This is a genomic window from Nocardia sp. NPDC056000 (genome assembly GCF_042269265.1).
In the GTDB taxonomy this organism is placed as follows: domain Bacteria; phylum Actinomycetota; class Actinomycetes; order Mycobacteriales; family Mycobacteriaceae; genus Nocardia.
The window spans coordinates 1-19,847 of the sequence record NZ_JBHJXS010000001.1 but is presented as its reverse complement, the minus strand read 5'-3'; the positions used below and the strand labels follow the sequence as shown (position 1 = coordinate 19,847).

Sequence of the window (19,847 nt, the reverse complement as noted above, 5' to 3'; positions counted from 1 at the left end):
TGATGCTGTGGCTGCTGCCCGCGCTGCCCCTCGCGGGCGCTGTATTCCTGCTGCTGATGGGACGATTCAGCGATAAGTGGGGGCATATCGTCGGAACCGCCTTGGCGCTGGGATCTTTCGGCGTCGCGGTATGGGCGTTCTCGGAAATGCTCGGTCGTTCCGATGCCAACCGAGCGGTGCATTACAACCTGTTCAGCTGGGTGCCGGTCACCGGGCTGAAGGTCGATGCCGCACTGCAATTGGATCAGCTGTCGATGTGCTTCGCACTGCTGATCACCGGTGTCGGATCGCTCATCCACATCTATTCGATCGGGTACATGGCGCACGATGAGGGACGGCGGCGGTTCTTCGCCTACCTGAATCTGTTCCTGGCCGCGATGCTGGTGCTCGTTCTCGCGGACAACTTCCTGGTGCTGTATCTCGGCTGGGAAGGCGTGGGTCTGGCCTCGTATCTGCTGATCGGGTTCTGGTATCACAAGCCTTCTGCCGCAACGGCTGCCAAGAAGGCGTTCGTGGTGAACCGCGTCGGTGATATGGGTCTGGCGATCGCGCTGATGATCATGTTCGCGACGTTCGGGAGCATCGATTTCCGGACCGTGTTCGGGGCGGCCTCGCAGGCCAGCGACGGAACCCTCACGGCCATCGGGCTTTTGCTGCTGTTGGGTGCCTGCGGTAAATCCGCTCAGGTGCCGCTGCAAGCCTGGCTCGGGGACGCGATGGAGGGTCCGACACCTGTCTCGGCGCTCATCCACGCGGCCACCATGGTCACCGCGGGTGTGTACCTGATCGCGCGATCCAATCCGATCTTCGATCTCGCCCCGGGCGCACAGGCCGCCGTAATGGCCGTCGGCGCAGTCACTTTGCTCTACGGCGCGATCATCGGCTGCGCCAAGGACGACATCAAGAAGGCGCTGGCCGCCTCCACCATGAGCCAGATCGGCTACATGATTCTCGCCGCGGGCCTCGGCCCGGTCGGATACGCGGCGGCCATCATGCATCTGCTCACGCACGGATTCTTCAAGGCCGGACTGTTCCTCGGCGCGGGATCGGTCATGCATGCCATGAACGATGAGACCGATATGCGGCGGTACGGCGGACTGCGCAAGCTGCTGCCGATCACCTATGTCACCTTCGGGCTCGGGTATCTCGCGATTCTCGGCGTGCCGCCGTTCGCGGGGTTCTTCTCCAAGGACCGGATCATCGAAGCGGCATTCGCGCATGGCGGATTCGGCGGCATCATCACCGGGCTGGCGGCGCTCGCCGGTGCGGGTATCACCGCGTTCTACATGACCCGGGTCATGCTGCTCACCTTCTTCGGTGAGAAGCGTTGGAAGGAAGGCACTCATCCCCACGAGTCGCCCGCTTCCATGACAGGTCCGATGATTCTGCTGGCCTTCGGTTCCGTCGCCTCGGGCGCACTGTTGGCTTACGGTTCGTCTCTCCAGAACTGGCTGGCTCCCGTGGTCGGCACGCATCACGGCGAACCGATCATTCCGGTGTGGGCCATCACCTTCTTCGCGCTGGCCGTGGTCGCGGCGGGCGTATGGGTGGCCTACGACCAGTACTCCGCGCATCCGGTGCCCGAAACCGCTCCTGCCGGAACGCCGCTCACCGCGGCCGCGCGACAGGATCTCTACGGTGACGCGTTCAACGAGGCCGCGTTCATGCGCCCGGGCCAGCATCTGACCCGTTCGCTGGTCTTCGTCGACAATCGCGGGATCGACGGTCTGGTCAACACCACCGCCGCCGTCATCGGCGGCCTGTCCGCGCGAGTCCGGCGCGTGCAAACCGGTTTCGTGCGCTCGTACGCCCTGTCCATGTTCACCGGCGCGGCACTGGTGGCCGCCGCCCTGCTGGCGGTGAGGTTGTTTTGAGTGACTTTCCCTGGCTGACGACGCTCTGGGCGGTTCCGCTCGTCGGAGCCGCGCTGGTGCTGTTCTTCCCCGCCGCCTGGCGCACCGGAGCGCGATCGTTCGCGCTCGCGGTGTCCGTCGGCACGCTCGGGGTGGCGATCTGGCTCGCCACCCAGTTCGAAGCCGGTGGGGCGCAATACCAATTCGTGGAATCGCGGGAATGGATTCCGGCGTTCGGGGCGGGATACACGCTCGGCATGGACGGCATCGCACTGGTGCTGGTGCTGCTCACCGCCGGGCTCATGCCGCTGCTCATGCTCGCGGGCTGGCAGGACGAACGCGAAGTAGGCAATGGGCCGCGCGTGGTCAACTACTACGTCGCGCTCATGCTCGTCGTGGAAGCCATGGTGCTGATTTCCTTTGTGTCGCTGGACATTCTGCTGTTCTACGTGTTCTTCGAGGTCATGCTGATCCCGATGTACTTCCTCATCGGCGGATTCGGGCCGCGCACCGGCGATCCGGCGGTGCGGGCGCAGCGATCCCGGGCCGCGGTGAAGTTCCTGCTGTACAACCTGTTCGGCGGGTTGATCATGCTGGCGGCGGTCATCGGACTCTATGTGCTGACCGCGCGGGAGAAGCTGGGCAGCAATGGAAATGGCACCTTCGACTTCCGGACCGTCATGGAGGCCGCCAATTCCGGACAGCTCGGCGCCGGACCGGTGGTGCTGAACGCGCTGTTCCTCGGCTTCATGTTCGCGTTCGCGGTGAAAGCGCCGCTGTGGCCGCTGCACACCTGGCTGCCGGATGCGGCCGTGGCCGCCACCCCGGCCAGCGCGGTGCTCATGATGGCGGTGGTCGACAAGGTCGGGACGTTCGGCATGCTGCGCTACTGCCTGCTGCTGTTCCCTTCGGCCACAGCGACTTACGCGCCGGTGATCAGCGTGCTCGCGGTGATCGGCATCATCTACGGCGCGCTGCTGGCCATCGGGCAGACCGATGTCATGCGGTTGATCGCGTACACCTCGATCTCGCATTTCGGGTTCATCATCCTCGGCATCTTCGCGCTCACCACGCAGGGCGGGACCGGGGCGACGCTGTACATGGTCAATCACGGCATCTCCACCGCGGCGCTGTTCCTGATCGCGGGATTCCTGGTGTCGCGCAGGGGAACCCGGCTCATCGCCGAATACGGCGGGGTGCAGAAGGTCGCGCCGATTCTGGCGGGTACCTTCTTCATCTCCGGTCTGGCGACGCTGTCGCTGCCCGGGCTCGCACCGTTCATCAGTGAGTTCATGGTGTTGATCGGGACGTTCACGCGGTACCCGGTGGCGGCGATATTCGCTTCCACCGCACTGGTTCTCGCCGCCCTGTACATCCTGTGGATGTACCAGCGGATGATGACCGGGCCGGTGAAGAAGGGCAATGAGCGGCTCTACGATCTGCTGCCGCGCGAAATGCTCGTGGTCGCGCCGCTGATCATCGCGCTGCTGTTCCTGGGCGCGTACCCCAAGCCCGTGCTCGATCGTATCGATCCGGCGGTGGCGCGCACGCTCACCACGATCGGACAGCATGATCCGGCTCCGGCAGTGAAACCCGAAGCCGCCCAGACGTCTAGCGGAGGTGCTCACAAGTGAGTGCTACACCCCTGATCCTCGCCGCGGCCGTGCCCGCACCGAGTATCGAGTATCGCAATCTGTCTCCGATGTTGATCGTGTTCGGTGTGGCCGTGGTCGGGGTGCTGGTGGAGGCGTTCGCGCCCAGGGCATCCCGGTATGTGCTGCATATGGTGCTCGGGCTCGGCGGTATGGGTGTCGCGCTCGGCGCGGTGATCGGGCTGCGCGGCACCAATTCGACCGCGGTGGTCGGTGCGGTCGCCATCGACGGCGTGACGCTGTTCTTGCAGGGCACGATTCTGGTGGTGTCCATTCTCGGGCTGCTGCTGATCGCCGAGCGGCGTGCGGATCGGATGCCGATTCACAAGGAGGGACCGGGCACCTGGAGTCTGGCCGCCTCGCGCGGGGTGGACGCCTTCGCACCGCAGGCCGCCGCCATGCCGGGTAGCTCCGATGAGATCGCGGCGACCAAGGCGGGCGTGGCGACCACCGAGGTCTTCCCGCTCACCCTGTTCGCGGTCGCCGGGCTCATGCTCTTCCCGGCCTCCAATGATTTGCTCACCATGTTCATTGCGCTGGAAGTGCTTTCGCTGCCGTTGTACCTGCTGTGCGGGCTCGCTCGCCGTCGTCGGCTGCTCTCGCAGGAAGCGGCGCTGAAGTACTTCCTGCTCGGCGCGTTCTCCTCGGCGTTCTTCCTGTACGGGATGGCGCTGCTCTACGGCTACGCCGGAACCGTGCGCATGGGCGGCATCGCCGACGCGGTGGCCCGCGACACCAGCAATTCGCACACCCTGGCCATTCTCGGTGTGGCCATGCTCGCCGTCGGCCTGCTCTTCAAGATCGGCGCGGTGCCCTTCCAGTCCTGGGTGCCCGACGTGTATCAGGGTGCACCGACCCCCATCACCGGATTCATGGCCGCCGCAACCAAAATCGCGGCCGTCGGCGCGCTGCTGCGCGTGCTGTACGTGGCGGTCCCCGGCCTCCGCAACGACTGGCGTCCGATCCTGGCGGCCGTCGCCATCGCGACCATGGTCGTCGGCGCGGTCCTGGCCATCACCCAGACCGATATGAAGCGCATGCTCGCCTACTCCTCGGTGGCGCACGCGGGCTTCATCCTCACGGCCCTGGTGGCGGCCAACTCCTCCGGCGTCTCCTCGGTCCTGTTCTATCTCGCCGTCTACGGCCTCGGCACCCTCGGCGCCTTCGCCGTGGTCAGCCTGGTCCGCGACGAAAACGGCGACGAGGCAACCGCATTGCCCGCCTGGGCGGGCATGGGCCGCCGCTCCCCCTGGCTCGCCACCATCTTCTCCCTCTTCCTCCTCTCCTTCGCCGGCATCCCACTGACAAGCGGCTTCATCGCCAAATTCAGCGTCTTCGCCGCAGCCTCCGCGGGCGGCATGACCCCCCTGGTCATCGTCGGCGTCCTCAGCAGCGCCATCGCCGCCTTCTTCTACATCCGAGTAATCGTCCTCATGTTCTTCACCGACGCCCCCACAACCGCCCCAACCGTCGTCTCCCCCACCCTCACAACAACAGTCATAGCGATGACGGCCGCCGCAACGCTCGTCCTCGGCATCTTCCCCCAGCCCCTCCTGGACCTCGCCGATCACGCGGCCACCTTCGCCCACTGACCCCCGAAACCCTTAGTCCCGCCGCGACTCTCGCGGCGGGACTTTTTCGTTTCCGGAACCCGCATACAGCGTGCTAGGACTCTGGTGTGGATTCGTTTCTGAAACGACAGGCAGCGATCCAGCTGGCGAGGACGGGTCAGCTGGCGGAATTGCGGAAGTGGGCCGATAACGGGGATCCGCAGGGGTGCAGACAACTGGCCGTTGCGCTGGTTCGCGCGGGGCGGATCGGTGACGTTCGGGAGCGGATGGCGGGCGGAGACCTTTACTCGGCTCGCGCACTGGCGAAGTGGCTGGCACGGCAGAAGCGGTTCGATGAGGCGATCGAGGTCATGCGGGTGGTGGCCGAATCAGGGAACGTGGGTGCCCGCAGGCGGCTGGCTCGGCTGTTGGCCGGGCAGGGATACGTTGAGGAGGCCATCGCACAGCTCGAGCGCGTGCCCCGATGGGACCGGTACGAGAACATCGTCCGATGGGTGTCGGGCCAGTACCGGTTCGACCTGCTCCGGCAGCTCGCTGCCACCGGAAACGCCGCTGCCGTGGACGATCTCGAGCGGGCGGTCGTGTCTCTATGGGGTAGTGCCCGCTTCACAGCCGCTATCGATCTGCTGAACGATATCGATGCGGGCCTGTCGCGCTACGACGATCTCGATCTAACCCTGGTGTGGTTCGCGAACCGGTGGCGGGTCCGCCGACTCCATGTGCGAGATGAAGCCATAGATCTGCTGGGTGGCACGAGTCATCCGATAGGTCGCCGGGCACTGGCCGGATTGCTGCTCATACAGGGACGCTACGACGAAGCGGTCGCCGAGCTTCGAACTCTGATCGCCGCGGGTGACCACGTCGCCGAGGAGCGATTGCGAGTGGCATTGCGCCGCGAGAAGCCGGTGCAGGAGCTGCGAGCATACGAGCACTGCGCCGGAGGTTTCCAGGCGGTTGCTTTCAGCCCGGACGGCACCATGCTGGCCACTTGCGACGGCAACAACCACGCGATCGTGATGTGGAGTGCCGTGAGCGGCGAGCACCTGCATACCCTGTGTACGGAGTATCTCGTCTCCGCTCTCGCCTTCAGCGAGGACGGCACCATGCTCGCCGCGAACGGCTGGGGTCGAGCGGGATTGTGGGATACGGCGACCGGGGACCGCCTGCGCGAAATCGGCACGGAGGTCGAGTACGGCAGTGGCGTGGCCTTTCTCGCGGACGGGACACTGCTCGCGGGCGACACGACGTGGAATGTCTACACCGGTGACCCCGTGCGAGTCCTGGACCTCGATAAGCCCGCGGACCGCTTTGCCAAGCGAGTTGCCGCCATCGCGGTGGGGCCGGGCAAACGGGTGCTGGCTACCAGCACCGAGCGCCGGGATCGGGAACCCGCGGAGAATCCGACTGTGCGGCTGTGGGATTCGGCCACGGGCGAGCGCATTCGCGATCTGCGGATCGAGAATCAGCGGTTCGTCGAGCACCTCGCCATCAGCCCCGACGGTGATCTGCTGGCCGCTGCTTGTAAGAGCGGTGTGTGGTTGTCGGACCTCAGCAATGAGCAGATCCGCCGCATCGGCGACGAAGGTGCCCATGCGATCGCCTTCCACCCTGGCGGTCATCTTCTGGCGACTGCCCGCCGCAACGGCTGGGTCAATGGCGGAGTGCGACTGTGGAACCCGGTGACAGGGGCCTTGGTCGGTGAGTTGGACACGGCTGCCAACTCGATCGCCTTCAGCCCGGACGGCAGGTTTCTCGCCACCGCGGACGAGGGTAGCGGGCTGGTATGTCTATGGGACACCGCACGTTTCGAGTCTCAACGGTCAGGCGACAGGTGAGTGTCGAGGAAGTTGAAGAATGGGGTGGTTATTCGGGAGGGGTATAGGAAGCCGTAGCCGAGGAAGAGGTGGTCGGCTCGGGGGTAGATGAGCAGGTGGTGTGGGACCTGGGCTGCTGTTAGGGCGCGGTCGAGGAGGATGCTTTGGTCGGGGGCGACTATGTGGTCTATTGCGCCGTGCTGGATGAGCATTGGGGCGGTGTTCGGGGTGATGTGGGTCAGGGGGCTGGCGGCGCGGTTGAGGTCTGGAGATTGGGAAGGGAGGCGGCCCAGGAAGTGTGATTCGGGTGAGTTCTCGGTGTCGTGGCGGAGCAGGACCGGTGGGATGAGGTGGTCGTCCATGCGGGCGAAATCGGTGGGGCCGTACCAGTCGACGGCGGCTTGGACTCGGCTGGAGAGGCCGGTGATGCCCACGTCGCCTTCGAGGTCCGGGAGGTCGCCGGTGGTGGCCAGCATGGCGGAGAACCAGCCGCCGGCGGATTCGCCCCAGGAGGCGAAGCGGTCGGGGTCGAGGTTGAATTCCTTTGCGGTGGAACGCAACCAGCGGACTCCGGCTTTCACGTCGTATAGAGGTAGCGGGAATTGCGCCTCGCCGGATAGGCGGTAGTCCAGGCTCGCTACCGCATAGCCGCGATCGATCAGATCGGCGAAGATGCTCAGCGAGTTGCGGAAGCCCGCGATGGGCAGCAACCCGGTCTTGTCGAATGCGGCGAAGGCTCCGCCGTGGATGTAGACGACCGTCGGGCGCGGCCCCGGCCACCGCGCCGCATCGGGGGTGTACAGGTCCAGTGCGAGATCGCGATTCGGTTCGACGGTCGCGTACACCAGGTTGTAGCGGGCCAGGCCGCCCTTCGCGAACGGTATCCCTTCCGGGCCCGCCGATGCGCTGGGCATTCGGCGAGAGACGGCGGAGACCACGAATTCTCCTGCGGCGCAGACGCGCTCGAACACCGTCATCAGACGGAGGCGGCTGTGCGTTGCAGTGCCGCGAGCAGAGCCGCCGTGTCCACGACGCCGTAGCCGTAGTCGTTGTCGAAGCCTGGCGCGCCGCGATCGGTTGCGGTGTTGCGCAACAGGTCTCGCAGTCGAGCCGGTGGGAGGGCGGTCGCGGACCATTGGGTGCGGATGGCGGCCACTACGCCCGCGGCGACCGGGCAGGCGGCGGAGGTGCCGGTATCGGGTTCGGTGGCCCCGAAGGCCGTTGAACCGAGAAAGTGCGTGTACGAGCAGATATCGGGTTTGCGGGCGCTGAGACGGCCGGGACCCTGCGAGGAGTAGCCGACCCGGGTGCCGGTGTTGTCGACGCCGCCGATGCTCAAGGCGCTGGGATGCGAGTTCGCGCCGCCGATGGGCTGATCCTTGTACGCGCAGCGGCCGTCGGGGCAGTCGCGCCCGCAGTTTCCGGCGGCGAAAAGGATATCGGCTCCGGCAGATTCGAGCGATCCCACGATCACGTTGAACGGGTGCGAGGGATTGTCGGAGTAGTTCCCGGGGTTGCCGACCGGGAAGTCCCACTGCGGTGAGAACGACCCCCAGCTATTGCTGACGACCAGGGCGCGAGTGGCCTCGGGCTGATCGCTCAGCACGGTCCGCAACTGTGCGAAGGCGGCGACCGCGTCGGAGAGCAAGCCGTCCATCACGCTGCCGCCGTGCCGGGCGCTCTGCAATACGGGATAGTCAAGGAACGTCGCCTGCGGTGCGGCGATGAGTGCGTCGAATGCGCACATGGATCCGTGCGCCACCGGGAACTCGCCCGGCGCACCGGTCACACCGGCGGGATTCCAACTGCGCTTGGCATCGATGGCAGGCGGTGTACCGCGCACCTTGCCGACGAACGCGGCATTGATGCCGGTATCGAGAATCGCCAGCGCCACACCCGCCCCAGTGAGCCCCGCGGACGTGAGTTGAGTTGTGTGCAAACGTGATTCGATATCGTGCCAGGTTCCGACGGCCGGAGTCCCACCGCAGGTGAGGTTGTTCTCGATGACCGGATCCGCGAATACCCCGGTGACCGTGGCCGATCGATTCAACAGCCGTATGCCGGACGTGATCTCGTCATCGGGAATCTCCCCGCGCACCAGCACCGTCGCGTCCTCGAGCGCCGCCGAGTAGGTCGCCCCACCGGATGCGGAGGCGATCGGCCCCACCCCGGGCAGCAGCACCGGCGTATACGAATCATCGAGCGTGAACCCGCCGGATTCGCCCAGCACCTCGGACGAGCGAACCGTGATCCCGGGATCTGCCACCGCCGCAACCAGTTCGGCCGACGGGCGAAGCTGAATCAGAAGACGCATCCCGCCATCCTGCCGCCATTCGCCTGATCTCGCGCGAATCGTGATCAAAATCAGCGCGCACCAGCGCAATACGCCGGTCTCATTCCGGCCGCGTGACCATCCGCACCATGAGATCGAGGGTGTACTCGAATTCGCGATCGCGGTCGAAGCGAGCCAATTCGGAAGCGGCCGCGGCCAGTTGCGGCAGTCCGGACGTCTCCAGGGTGCGGCGGCGTTCCGCGATGCCCTCGATATCGGCGGTGCCGAAGGTCGGCCCGGCGGAGACCTCACGAAGCAGGGTTCCGATGAGGGTGGCCAGCAGCGTCCGCAGTAAATGGACCGATTCGCCCGGATCCCTTCCGCTTCGGCGCAGCAGGGCCAGAATCGCGTCGGTCGGTGCGAGCCCGGCCGTCGAGGAGAGTTGACGGGTCAGCACCAGCGTCGCCGCCTCCGGATGCGCGTGCGTCACACGGCGGAATTCGTGCGCGAGGGCACGCAGATCGGCCTCGATCGAATCGGTCGGCGGCGGTATCCGCAGTTGGCCGAGAATGTATTCGGCGACGGCGTCGAGCAGGTCGTCCTTACCGTCAACATGGTGGTACAGGCTCTTGGCGTCCACGCCGAGCACCCGGCCGACGGATCGCATACCCAGCGCCGCGATGCCTTCGGTATCGATCACCGCGAGCGCCGCCGACTGGATCGCCGCGCGCGAGAGCTGCGTCTCATGCTTCGGCGGGCGTCCGCGCCGAGGTGGGATAGCCGGATCGGTCATGGTTCCACCATTGCATATTTCCACGGCGTGGGTTTAATCTGACGACTATTCCCACGCCGTGGGTTTACAGGAGATCCTCATGACCGACCGGTTCGCCATGCCGTCCGCCGAAGTGCTGCGTGCGCGCGAAAAGCTCGTCCTCGACCACTTCCACGATGAGGTGCGCCAGGACTGGGACGATGTGCTCGCCACCTTCCCGCATCCGCGCTACGAGATCATTCCCACGCTCACCGTCCACGACGGCGATACCGCGGTGCGCGGCTACTACCACGACACTCGTGTCGCCTTCCCCGATCAGGATCACGAGATCATCGCCCTGCGGCACAGCGCCGATGCGGTCATCGTCGAATTCTGGCTACTGGGAACACATTCGGGCCCGCTCGGCGCGATCCCGCCGACCGGTTCCCGGCACCGCACCCGCATGACGGCCTACTTCGTCTTCGACGCGGACGAGAAGCTGATCGCCGAACGCATCTACTTCGACACCCTGACCATGCTCAAACAGCTCATCGGCGGACTGAATCTGCGCGACCCGCGCACCTGGCCCCTGGTCATTCGCGCCCTGCGCGGATTGCTCGCCATGACAGGCGATCCCAACCCCGCGCTCGTCGACACCCCGGCGGCGGATCTCGCGGTCCGATGAGAGTCCATCACCTGAACTGCGGCACCATGCGCCCGCGGGCCGCACCCGGCGGGCTGGTCTGTCACGTACTGCTCATCGAGACCGGAAACGCTCTCGCACTGGTGGATTCGGGACTCGGACTGTACGACGCCGACTCCCCCGGTGCTCGCTTCGGCCTCGCCCGTCACTACGTCCGGCCGCTCTTCGATCCGGCTGAGGCGGCAATCACCCAGATCCGGGAACTCGGGTTCGATCCCCGGGACGTCCGGGATATCGTGCTCACCCACTTCGACGCCGACCATGTCGGCGGACTCGCCGATTTCCCTTGGGCACGAGTGCATCTCACCGATGCGGAAGCGCTCGCCGCCCGCCATCCGCGCGGCCTGGTCGAACGACAGCGCTACCGCCCCGCCCAGCGCTCACACACCCCCGATCTCATCGCCTACGAGCCGACCGGCGAAGCCTGGCGCGGCTTCGAGAGCGCCCGGGAACTCACCGCCATCGCACCTGGCGTAGTGCTGATCAACCTCCCCGGGCACACCCGCGGTCACGCCGCGGTGGCCGTCGACGCCGGTTCGCGGTGGATTCTGCACGCGGGTGACGCCTTCTACCATCACGCCCAACTGGACGGTACGAATGCGGCCCCGCTCAGCCTGACCGCGATGGAACGGCTGGTCGCCGCGGACCGGTCTCGCGTGCGCGCCAACCATCAACTCCTGAAAGAACTTTGGTCGGCCGCCGACCCCACCCTCATGCTCGTCAACGCCCACGATCCCAAGCTGCTGACCCGGGCCCGGGAACGGTTCGAGCCGGTCATCGATCTGCCCTGATTAGCGGCAATGTTGGGTGGAAACCCTGAGGCGCGAATCAGCTACCACTAGGCACACTTGCAGGATGGATAGATTGCATGTGGTGGGCGGCTCCGCCGCTGCCGAATCCCTGCGCATCGCGCTCGACGCCGATGCCGGTCGTCGCCAGGACACCGTCATCGAATTCCCGGACAGTCTGGACTGCGGACCGCTGCAACCCGATGACCCTGCGGTCCGCGTCGAATGGTGGGGTTGGCTGACCGAAATGGTGCTCGCGCAAACCGGCAGCCATTTCGCCCCGCTGGGTGAGCTGCCGGGGGAACTCGCGGCCTTCTGGGAACAGATGGACAGCGCCCGGTCACCTGTCATCTGGTACGGCCGCGACAACGTCGCCGAACAGTCGATGTTCCACAAGATCTGCGCCACCCGCCCCGACACGGCGTTCGACGTGGTTGAGATTCCCGGCGCGGTCGGCGCGCAATCGCCGGAATCGCTGGCGAAATCGCTCTCCGAGGTCCGGCCGCTCACCCGGGCCGAACACGATGCGGCGATTCGCGACTGGCACACCCTCGAACAACAGAACCAGGCGTTTCGCGTCATCACCTGTGCCGGACTGTCCTCGGCCCCGGCCGACCACTATGACGCCGCGATTCTCGAAGCCGCCGGATCGGAGTGGACCGTCATCGCCCGAGCCGTGGGCCCGGTGATGGCGGATATGAACGTCGGCGACTCCCCGCTCTTCTGGCGGGTCAAATCGCTCGTCGATTCCGGAGCCCTGCTCGCCGACGGCAACCCCTGGCTCCCGCGCCAAACCAAGATCAAACGCGCCAACCCTGATCAGTAGCCCACGGCGAGCCGGTATCGGACGCGATGATTTTCGCCGTGCTGCGACGTCTGAAGTAGCGGATCACTCTATTCGGAGGTGGAGCATGGCTGAAAGTCCGGTGTTGGTACCGAGTGTGCTGTTGGAAGGATTGGCGCTGGGTGAATCGCCGCGATGGCATGAGGGACGGCTGTGGCTCTCGGATTGGCTCGCCGGTGAGGTGATGTCGGTCGATGCGGCGGGAGTGCCGACCGTCGAATTGAAGATGTCCGGCTTACCGTTCTGTTTCGACTGGCTGCCGGACGGCCGGTTGCTGATTCTGTCGAATGACCAGGGGCGCAAGCTGTTACGGCGCGAGGCCGACGGCACGCTGGTCACCCACGCCGAACTCGCCGACGTATCGCCCTATCCGTGGAACGAGATCGTCGTGGACGCGCACGGGAACGCGTACATCAACTCGATCGGCTTCGACATGATGAGTGGCGAGGACCCCAAACCCGGTGTGCTGGCAGTGGTTTCGCCGGATGATGCGGTGCGGCAGATCGCCGATGACCTGCGTTTCCCGAACGGCATGGTGATCACCCCGGACGGCTCGACGCTGATCGTCGCGGAATCGCATGCCAAGCGGCTGACCGCCTTCGATATCGCCGCCGACGGAGACCTGGTGAACCGGCGCGTATGGGCCGAGGTGGACGGCTATCCGGACGGTATCTGCCTCGACGCCGAGGGCGCGGTATGGGCGGCTGCGATGGAGCGCTGCCTGCGCATCGAGGAAGGCGGACGGGTCCTCGCCCGGGTCGAACTCGACCGTGCGCCGTTCGCCTGCATGCTCGGAGCCGAAACCCTGTATATCGTTGCGGCGGAATGGAAAGGGGCAGAAGGGATGACACTCGCAAACAGGACGGGCCGAGTCCTCGCCGTGCAAGCCCCGGCACCGGGCGCAGGGCATCCCTGACCTCGGCAATTATCCGGCACTTCGGCAACTTCGAATATGCGAAGCACGACCGTGCCATAACGTGGAGTTTCACCGGGCCCGGACACGAAGGGATGGGCAGATGCGGCAACAACCGGCGGCGATCGGATTTCTCCGCCACGATGTGTCGGGCACGCACCAGCGCTGGGATAAGGCTCAATTGCACCAGCTGGCAAAACGTTTGGGATACGACCTGTGTCAGACACTCGTCCTGGGGCCGGAGACGGGCGAACTCATCGATGAGGTGCGCACGGCCATCACCGAGGCCGAAGCCGATGCGGTGATCACCCCGAGCCTGGATCATTTCGACGGCGAGATCCCCGACCCCCTGGTCGAGGTCGCCGACCTCATCACCGTCACACCGGAGAACACCTACGCCCGCTGGAGGGTCCCGCCCACTCCCAAATCCTGACTAGAGCAGCTCACGCACACGTTTGGCGAAGGCTTCGGGATCCTCCATGAATCCGCCGTGCCCGCCGGGAAAGAGTTCCGGCTCGATATCGAGCGCGGCGGTGAGCTGGCGCGAGGTGCGATCGCAGAACAGACCGGCGGAGGTTTCGCCGATCCCGACGATGATCCGCACGGGAGTGGCGCGCAAACCGTCCAGATCCGGTCGCCAGCCAGCGGTGCCCTGAAACTCGTGCAGATAGAAGAACCGTTCGGAGGCAAGGTCTTCGGCGCTGCGCTCACCGCCGAAGACCTCCTGGAAAACCGGTTCCGGCAGCGTCAGCCCGGTGCTGGCGAAGAACTTGCGGACCGCGGGAAGAATCTCGCCGCGGGCATAGGTGGCGATGATGTCATCCGCCTCGGCGCGGTGCTCGACACGATCGTCGAGCAGCTCGCGCAGCGGCGGCTCATGCGCGATCAACGTGCTCACCACTTCGGGGTGATCGAGGACCAGCGCCAGACCGGTGATCGCACCGCCGCTGGACCCGATAACGATGGCCGGTCCCGCATCGAGGTTGGTGATCAGGCGAGCCAGATCATCGGCCCGCAGCTCGGGGGTGGAGTCCTGTTCGGTATCGGTGAGGGTGCTCTGGCCGTGCCCGCGCGGATCCGGCGTCAGCACCGTGTAATCGGTAGCCAGCAGTTCCGCCAGCGGGGCGAACGGGACCGAATCCATGGGCGCGCCGACGAGGGCGACAAGCGGTCCGCTACCTCGGGTTTCGTAGTAGAGGCGACCATCGGGGACGGTCAGGAATCCGGATGTGACGGGGGCGGGTGAGGTCATGGTTTCTCCCAGCGAGCTGACTGCGCGGATACCAATGCAGACGGTACGCCGGGACGATATTCATCGGCTCGGATCGACCGAGTCGATTTCCTCGGCGATGTGCGGTACCGCGGCGGTGTTAGTGCGCGTTTCCGGCGGTCGCGCTGCCCACGAGGACAGGATGCGCAGCGCCTCATGACTCGGTGAGCCGATCGGCGCGGTATAGGTGACCAGGGACTTTTCGCTGGCGGAAAGCACCTGTAGCACTTGCCAATCCAATTCCAGATCGCCGACCACGGGATGGCGCAGGCGTTTGCGCCCGCCCGCCACCGCCCGAACGCCGTGCCCCGCCCACCAGCGCCGGAAGTCGGCGTCGAGCACCGATAATTCGCCGACCAAGCTCAGCAGCCGGGGATCGCCCGGAGTACGGGCCGCTGCCATCCGGAGCCGGTCCACGGCCTCGGCGGCCACCGCCTCCCAATCGCGGAAGACCGCGCGCATGCGCGGTTCCAGGAATACCAGCCGCACCAGGGCGCGCTGGTGGGCGGGAATCTCACCGAAATCGAGGAAAAGCGCTGCGGCAGCGGCATTCCAGGCCAGGATGTCGGTGCGCGGACCCAGGACGAACGCCGGTGCGGTGAGGGTATCCAGCAGATCGCGCAGCGGCGGGCTCACCTCCGGCGCGGCGTGGCCGCCACGCACGGGCCGCGCCTGCACCAGCATGCGCAGATATTCGTGCTCGGCCGCGCTCAACCGCAGTGCGGTCGCGATGCCCGTCAGTAGATTCTCCGAGGCAGCCGCGACGCGCCCCTGTTCCAGTCGCGTGTAGTGGTCGACGCTGACCGAGGCCAGCAGCGCCACCTCTTCGCGGCGTAATCCCTTGACCCGGCGCGGATTTCCGATGGCCGGCAGGCCGACATCCGCCGGGGATATCGCCGCCCGCTTGGCCTTGAGGAATTCGCCCAACTCGCTCACCGGGTCAGTCTCGCATTGCGGGAGCGGGCGTTCCTGGGGGTGCCATCCCCCGGAACGGCGAGTCCAGCCACGACAGCACCCTGGTCGGAGGTGCCGAGTCCGGCGAATCTCATTGGCATGACGAATATTTCGCTCGATTCCGCAGCCCGCGTCACCGCCGCCGGACTGAAGGCCGCCGCCGCCATCGACACCCCGATGAATATCGCGGTCGTGGATGCCGCCGGGCATCTGCTGCACTTCGTTCGGATGGACGACGCCATGCTCGGCTCCATCGATCTCGCGCAGCGGAAAGCCAAGACCTCCATCCTCTTTCATATTCCGAGCGCCCTCCTGGGCACGCTGTCCCGCCCGGACGGGCCGATCTACGGGATCGAGTTGAGCAATGACGGACTCGTCTCCTTCGGTGGTGGCCTGCCCATCACCGACGCGCGGGGGCGGGTGATCGGTGCGGTCGGTGTTTCGGGCGGTACGGCGGATCAGGACGTGGAGGTGGCGCAGGCCTGTCTCGCGGCGTTGTAACCGGGTTTGCCCAAACCTTCTTCCTATGTATATTAGGTTTCAACCTACGAACCATAGGAAGAAGGCGATATGAGGTCCGATACCCTGCGCGTGGCCGGTGCGACCATCTATTACGAGGTGCGCGGCGATGGTCCGCTGCTGCTGCTGATTCCGGGGGGGCGGCGGTGACGCCGCGGTGGTGGACCCGATCGCGGATCGGCTGGCCTCCCACTTCACGGTCGCCTGCCTGGATCCGCGCGGGTATTCGCGCAGCACCATCGATGCGGGGGAACCGCTGGATCAGCGCGTCGAAGTGCAGAGCGATGACGTGCACCGGCTGATCACCCACCTGACCGATGAACCCGCCTATGTCTTCGGCGGCAGCAGCGGCGCGATCGTCGGCCTGGATCTGCTCGCGGGCTATCCGGAGCGGGTGCATCGGCTGGTCGCGCACGAACCGCCCTGTTTCGCAATCCTTCCCGATGCGGCGGTACAGCGCGCCTTCATCGATGAGGTGTACGCGCTGTTCCGCGCCGAAGGGCCGGGTGCGGCCGGTGCCCGATTCCTGGCGGGCATCGGCGGCACGATGAAGCCGATGCCGGATGCGGCGGAACTGCCGCCGCGAGCACAGGCCATGATGGCGCGGCTCATCGCCAATGGCCCGATCATGCTGGAACACGAACTGCGGCAGTTCACTTCGCATATCCCGCATATGGACGCGCTGGTGACGGTGACCGACCGCCTGGTGCTGGCATCGGGTCGCGACACCGGCCTGCACCTGCCCGCGCGCCCGGCGGCGGTCTTGGCGGACCAGCTCGGAATGGAGGTCACCGAATTCCCAGGCGGGCACAGCGGCTTCACCGATGAACCGGAGGCCTTCGCCGATCTGCTGCTGGAGATCTTCTCGGTTCCGGCGGTGCGAAGCGCTTGATCGGGCGTCGCTTATCGTAAGTATTCACTTCGAATCTGTTCCACCCGTGTTGCTTTCGTGTATTTCTTGATCTGGGCGACCGCTTGGGGAGCCACCGTTGAGGGGATGAGCATGATCGTGGTGACGGGCGCGACCGGCAATGTCGGCGCGGATCTGGTGGCGGCGCTCGCCGATGGCGAGGAGCCGGTCCGGGCGCTGGTGCGCGATCCGAAACGGGCGGAGCTGCCGGCCGGAATCGAAAGCCGCGCGGCCGATCTGACGGCTCCGGGCAGTCTCGCGGCCGCGTTCGAGGGCGCGCGTGCGCTATTCCTGCTGCCGGGATATCCGGGCGTCGCCCAGGTGGCCGCGAAGGCGGGCGTCGAACATATCGTGCAACTGTCCGGGGTGTCGGCGGCGACAGGCAATACCGGCAACGCGGTGACGCGCTACATGATGGCCTCCGAACGCGAGGTCACCGAATCCGGTGCGGCCTGGACGATTCTGCGGCCGTGCGCCTTCGATTCGAACGCCCTGCGCTGGCTGCCGCAGCTCGCGGCGGGTGATGTGGTGCGGGCCCCGTTCCCTGAGGTCCGCACCGCTTCGCTCGATTCCTACGATCTGGCGGCGGTGGCCTCGCACGCGCTGCGCGAGGACACCTATCGCGGCGAAATCCTGTGGCCTACCGGTCCGGAAGCGCTGCGGCCCGCGGATCAGGTGGCCATCCTCGCGCAGATCCTGGATCGGGACCTGCACTGTGTCGGACTGTCCGATGAGGAGGCGCGCACGGAAATGCTGCGCACCACCCCGGTCGACTACGTCAACGCCTTCTTCGATTTCTATGTCGATGGCGCGATCGACGAATCCATTGTGCGGAACACCGTCGAAGAGATCACCGGACGCGCACCGCGCACCTTCGCCCAGTGGGCAACGGTGCACGCCGATGCTTTTCGCTGACTAGCCCGTCAGACCGCGCCGGGCCAGCAGCGGCTGGATTTCGGGAGCGCGCCCCCGGAATGTTTCGTACGCCGCGAGCGGATCGACCGATCCGCCCTTGGCGAGCAGGCCGCGGCGGAATCGCTCACCCTTCTCGCGGATCGGCGCCGCACCGTCTTCGAACCATTGCACGGTGTCGGCGTCGAGCACCTCACTCCAGATGTAGGAGTAGTAGCCCGCGCCGTAACCGCCAGCGAAGATATGCGCGAAGTAGCCGGTGCGATAGCGCGGCGGAATCGCCGAGAGTGCGAGCCCTGCTTTGTGCAGCGCCGCCTCTTCGAACAGCTCGGCGTCGATATCGGCGGACTGGTCGGCGGTAATGCGATGCCAGGCCCAATCCAGGAGGGTCGCGCCGAGGTATTCGACGGTGCGGAAGCCTTCGCCGAATCGTTCTGCCGCCGCGCGCTTTTCGAGCAGTTCCGCGGGAATCGGCTCGCCGGTCTCGACATGCCGGGCGTAGTTGGCCAGGATTTCCGGGCGGCTCGCCCACATCTCATTGACCTGGGACGGGAATTCCACGAAATCCCGGGGCACGGCGGTTCCGGCGAAGAACGGGTACCGCACATCGGAGAACAAGCCGTGCAGGGCGTGGCCGAACTCGTGGAAGAGCGTGCGGACGTTATCCCAGGTCAGCAGTGCCGGTTCGGATTTGGGCGGCTTCACGATATTGAGGTTGTTGACCACCACGGCCCGGGTGCCGATCAGCTCGGACTGGCCGACGAGTTCATTCATCCACGCGCCGCCGCGCTTGGACGGGCGGGCGAAGAAATCACCGAGGAACAGGCCCAAACCGCTGCCGTCGGCGTCGAAGACCTCGAAAACTCGCACCTCGGGGTGATAGCCGACCAGATCGGTGCGCTCCGAGAACGTCAGGCCGTACACCTGTTCGGCGGCGTAGAAGACGCCGTCGCGCAGTACCCGCTCCAATTCGAGGTAGGGGCGCAAGGCGTCCGCGTCGACCGAGAACCGTTCGGCCCGCACCTTCTCCGACCAGAATTGCCAATCCCAGGAACGCAATTCGGCATCGCCGGACGCCTCGCCCGTGCGCATGGCGGTCGTCAATTCCGCCGCCTCGCGTTCGGCATTGGTGACGGCGGGGCCGATGAGCTGGCTCAGCATTTCCTCGACCGCGTCGGTGGTGGTGGCGGTCTGATCGGCGACGATATACGAGGCGTGATCCGGATAGCCGAGCAGTGCGGCGCGCGCGGCGCGCAGGCGGGCAATACGGCCCGCGAGTTCGGCATTCGGATTATCGCCGAAGCCGCGACCCAGCGAGGCCATCATCATGCGCCGGCGGACTTCGCGATCGGCCAGTTCGGCGAGCACCGGCTGATTGGACACATTCTGCAAACTCAGCGCCCAGCCGTCGTGGTCGAGCGAGCGCGCGTTCTCGGCGGCGGCGGTGACCGCGGCGGGCGCGAGCCCGGCCAATTCGCCCTCGCTGTCCAGGAACAGGGTCGCGGCCTTGGTCGCGGCCATGATGTTGTGCTTGAACTCGGTGGTGGCAGAGGCCAATTCCATATTCCAGGCGCGCAATTGATCCCGCTCGGAGGCGCTCAGCGCCGCACCGGCCCGCACGAATCGGTTGTAGTAGCGCTCCAGCAGTCGCGATTCCTCGGCGCTCAACCCGAGCGTGTCGCGCTGGTCGAACAGCGTGCGAATGCGGGCGAACAGGTCCTGATTCAGCAGCATGGCATCGCTGAGCGCGGCCAGTTTCGGCGACATCTCCGATTCGATGGCCTCACTGCCCGGGGTGGAATCCGAGGAGGAGATATTGAAGAACACATTCGCGACCCGGGTCAGGATCGCACCCGAAAGCTCCAGCGCCACTACGGTATCGGCGAAGGTCGGCGCGGTCGCCGTGGCCGCGATGGCGTCGATCTCGGCCAGCTTCTGCGCGATGCCCGCTTCGAAAGCGGGCAGATAATGCTCCTCGCGGATCTCCGCGAACGGCGGCAGCTGATACGGCAGGGTGCTGGGTTCGAAGAACGGATTGCTCACCCCGCAAACCCTATGCCGGAACCGCGAGCGGGGTACACCGGACACGGGTGCGGCGTCGGTCGCACGATGGTTCGATGC

The 19,847-nt window shown here is 66.0% G+C and carries 18 protein-coding genes; 12 read left to right on the top strand and 6 right to left on the bottom strand.

The window, feature by feature from the left end; all coding sequences use genetic code 11:
- Positions 1-2: 2 nt before the first annotated feature.
- The 4 genes from nuoL to ACFC4D_RS00075 all read left to right on the top strand — a co-directional run bounded on the left by nuoL (position 3) and on the right by ACFC4D_RS00075 (position 6,911).
- Positions 3-1,874, top strand: a complete 1,872-nt coding sequence (gene nuoL, locus ACFC4D_RS00090) for an NADH-quinone oxidoreductase subunit L (RefSeq protein ID WP_376061866.1) — start codon at positions 3-5, stop codon at positions 1,872-1,874.
- Positions 1,871-3,487, top strand: coding sequence for an NADH-quinone oxidoreductase subunit M (locus ACFC4D_RS00085; RefSeq protein WP_364634537.1), 1,617 nt, complete (start codon positions 1,871-1,873; stop codon positions 3,485-3,487). Before nuoL ends, ACFC4D_RS00085 begins: the two co-directional genes overlap by 4 nt.
- A complete protein-coding gene (nuoN, locus tag ACFC4D_RS00080; protein WP_375967171.1) occupies positions 3,484-5,097 on the top strand; it encodes an NADH-quinone oxidoreductase subunit NuoN in 1,614 nt (537 codons plus the stop codon). Before ACFC4D_RS00085 ends, nuoN begins: the two co-directional genes overlap by 4 nt.
- 86 nt (positions 5,098-5,183) lie before the next feature.
- Positions 5,184-6,911: a WD40 repeat domain-containing protein gene (locus tag ACFC4D_RS00075; RefSeq protein ID WP_376061000.1), complete on the top strand. Its 1,728-nt coding sequence runs from the start codon at positions 5,184-5,186 to the stop codon at positions 6,909-6,911.
- Here the strand turns inward: ACFC4D_RS00075 and ACFC4D_RS00070 are convergent.
- From ACFC4D_RS00070 to ACFC4D_RS00060, 3 genes are all read right to left on the bottom strand, one after another.
- Entirely contained in the window at positions 6,890-7,867 is a 978-nt protein-coding gene (locus ACFC4D_RS00070; protein WP_376060999.1) for an alpha/beta hydrolase fold domain-containing protein, read from the bottom strand. The two genes, ACFC4D_RS00075 and ACFC4D_RS00070, sit on opposite strands and share 22 nt — an antisense overlap.
- Positions 7,867-9,204 carry a S8 family serine peptidase gene (locus tag ACFC4D_RS00065; RefSeq protein ID WP_376060998.1) on the bottom strand — a complete coding sequence of 446 codons (1,338 nt, stop codon included), beginning with the start codon at positions 9,202-9,204 and terminating at the stop codon, positions 7,867-7,869. The genes ACFC4D_RS00070 and ACFC4D_RS00065 overlap by 1 nt, the downstream gene beginning before the upstream one ends.
- Before the next feature lie 79 nt (positions 9,205-9,283).
- Positions 9,284-9,955, bottom strand: a complete 672-nt coding sequence (locus ACFC4D_RS00060) for a TetR/AcrR family transcriptional regulator (protein WP_376060997.1) — start codon at positions 9,953-9,955, stop codon at positions 9,284-9,286.
- 79 nt (positions 9,956-10,034) lie between these two features.
- Between ACFC4D_RS00060 and ACFC4D_RS00055 the strand changes: the two genes are divergently transcribed.
- The 5 genes from ACFC4D_RS00055 to ACFC4D_RS00035 all read left to right on the top strand — a co-directional run bounded on the left by ACFC4D_RS00055 (position 10,035) and on the right by ACFC4D_RS00035 (position 13,594).
- Positions 10,035-10,598, top strand: a complete 564-nt coding sequence (locus ACFC4D_RS00055; protein WP_375967163.1) for an ester cyclase — start codon at positions 10,035-10,037, stop codon at positions 10,596-10,598.
- Positions 10,595-11,407, top strand: a complete 813-nt coding sequence (locus tag ACFC4D_RS00050; protein ID WP_376060996.1) for an MBL fold metallo-hydrolase — start codon at positions 10,595-10,597, stop codon at positions 11,405-11,407. Before ACFC4D_RS00055 ends, ACFC4D_RS00050 begins: the two co-directional genes overlap by 4 nt.
- A 64-nt stretch (positions 11,408-11,471) precedes the next feature.
- On the top strand, positions 11,472-12,230 hold the full coding sequence (locus tag ACFC4D_RS00045) for a DUF3658 domain-containing protein (RefSeq protein ID WP_376060995.1): 759 nt from the start codon (positions 11,472-11,474) through the stop codon (positions 12,228-12,230).
- An 85-nt stretch (positions 12,231-12,315) separates the two neighbouring features.
- Positions 12,316-13,164 carry an SMP-30/gluconolactonase/LRE family protein gene (locus ACFC4D_RS00040; protein WP_376060994.1) on the top strand — a complete coding sequence of 283 codons (849 nt, stop codon included), beginning with the start codon at positions 12,316-12,318 and terminating at the stop codon, positions 13,162-13,164.
- Between the two features lie 100 nt (positions 13,165-13,264).
- Entirely contained in the window at positions 13,265-13,594 is a 330-nt protein-coding gene (locus ACFC4D_RS00035; protein WP_376060993.1) for a hypothetical protein, read from the top strand.
- Here the strand turns inward: ACFC4D_RS00035 and ACFC4D_RS00030 are convergent, their stop codons facing one another.
- Positions 13,595-14,413 (bottom strand): alpha/beta fold hydrolase, encoded by an 819-nt coding sequence (locus ACFC4D_RS00030; RefSeq protein WP_376060992.1) that lies wholly within the window; start codon positions 14,411-14,413, stop codon positions 13,595-13,597. It abuts the gene before it with no gap.
- A gap of 60 nt (positions 14,414-14,473) precedes the next feature.
- Positions 14,474-15,367, bottom strand: coding sequence for a helix-turn-helix domain-containing protein (locus ACFC4D_RS00025; protein ID WP_376060991.1), 894 nt, complete (start codon positions 15,365-15,367; stop codon positions 14,474-14,476).
- 117 nt (positions 15,368-15,484) lie between these two features.
- On the opposite strand from ACFC4D_RS00025, the gene ACFC4D_RS00020 reads away from it, so the two are divergent.
- From ACFC4D_RS00020 to ACFC4D_RS00010, 3 genes are all read left to right on the top strand, one after another.
- On the top strand, positions 15,485-15,886 hold the full coding sequence (locus ACFC4D_RS00020; protein WP_376060990.1) for a heme-binding protein: 402 nt from the start codon (positions 15,485-15,487) through the stop codon (positions 15,884-15,886).
- A gap of 175 nt (positions 15,887-16,061) precedes the next feature.
- Positions 16,062-16,796: an alpha/beta fold hydrolase gene (locus ACFC4D_RS00015; protein WP_376060989.1), complete on the top strand. Its 735-nt coding sequence runs from the start codon at positions 16,062-16,064 to the stop codon at positions 16,794-16,796.
- Between the two features lie 105 nt (positions 16,797-16,901).
- Positions 16,902-17,729 (top strand): NAD(P)H-binding protein, encoded by an 828-nt coding sequence (locus ACFC4D_RS00010; protein WP_376060988.1) that lies wholly within the window; start codon positions 16,902-16,904, stop codon positions 17,727-17,729.
- On the opposite strand, the gene ACFC4D_RS00005 is transcribed toward ACFC4D_RS00010, so the two are convergent.
- Positions 17,730-19,769, bottom strand: coding sequence for a M3 family metallopeptidase (locus ACFC4D_RS00005; protein WP_376060987.1), 2,040 nt, complete (start codon positions 19,767-19,769; stop codon positions 17,730-17,732). It abuts the gene before it with no gap.
- Between the last annotated feature and the right edge of the window lie 78 nt (positions 19,770-19,847).

What these genes read in the sequence shown, in the direction of transcription:
- ACFC4D_RS00045 (WP_376060995.1), top strand. Translation starts at nt 11,472, where the DNA reads ATGGATAGATTGCATGTGGTGGGCGGCTCCGCCGCTGCCGAATCCCTG.
- ACFC4D_RS00010 (WP_376060988.1), top strand. Translation starts at nt 16,902, where the DNA reads ATGAGCATGATCGTGGTGACGGGCGCGACCGGCAATGTCGGCGCGGAT.
- ACFC4D_RS00060 (WP_376060997.1), bottom strand. Translation starts at nt 9,955, where the DNA reads ATGACCGATCCGGCTATCCCACCTCGGCGCGGACGCCCGCCGAAGCAT.
- ACFC4D_RS00065 (WP_376060998.1), bottom strand. Translation starts at nt 9,204, where the DNA reads ATGCGTCTTCTGATTCAGCTTCGCCCGTCGGCCGAACTGGTTGCGGCG.
- ACFC4D_RS00020 (WP_376060990.1), top strand. Translation starts at nt 15,485, where the DNA reads ATGACGAATATTTCGCTCGATTCCGCAGCCCGCGTCACCGCCGCCGGA.
- ACFC4D_RS00035 (WP_376060993.1), top strand. Translation starts at nt 13,265, where the DNA reads ATGCGGCAACAACCGGCGGCGATCGGATTTCTCCGCCACGATGTGTCG.
- ACFC4D_RS00055 (WP_375967163.1), top strand. Translation starts at nt 10,035, where the DNA reads ATGACCGACCGGTTCGCCATGCCGTCCGCCGAAGTGCTGCGTGCGCGC.
- ACFC4D_RS00030 (WP_376060992.1), bottom strand. Translation starts at nt 14,413, where the DNA reads ATGACCTCACCCGCCCCCGTCACATCCGGATTCCTGACCGTCCCCGAT.
- ACFC4D_RS00040 (WP_376060994.1), top strand. Translation starts at nt 12,316, where the DNA reads ATGGCTGAAAGTCCGGTGTTGGTACCGAGTGTGCTGTTGGAAGGATTG.
- ACFC4D_RS00050 (WP_376060996.1), top strand. Translation starts at nt 10,595, where the DNA reads ATGAGAGTCCATCACCTGAACTGCGGCACCATGCGCCCGCGGGCCGCA.
- nuoL (WP_376061866.1), top strand. Translation starts at nt 3, where the DNA reads ATGCTGTGGCTGCTGCCCGCGCTGCCCCTCGCGGGCGCTGTATTCCTG.
- ACFC4D_RS00070 (WP_376060999.1), bottom strand. Translation starts at nt 7,867, where the DNA reads ATGACGGTGTTCGAGCGCGTCTGCGCCGCAGGAGAATTCGTGGTCTCC.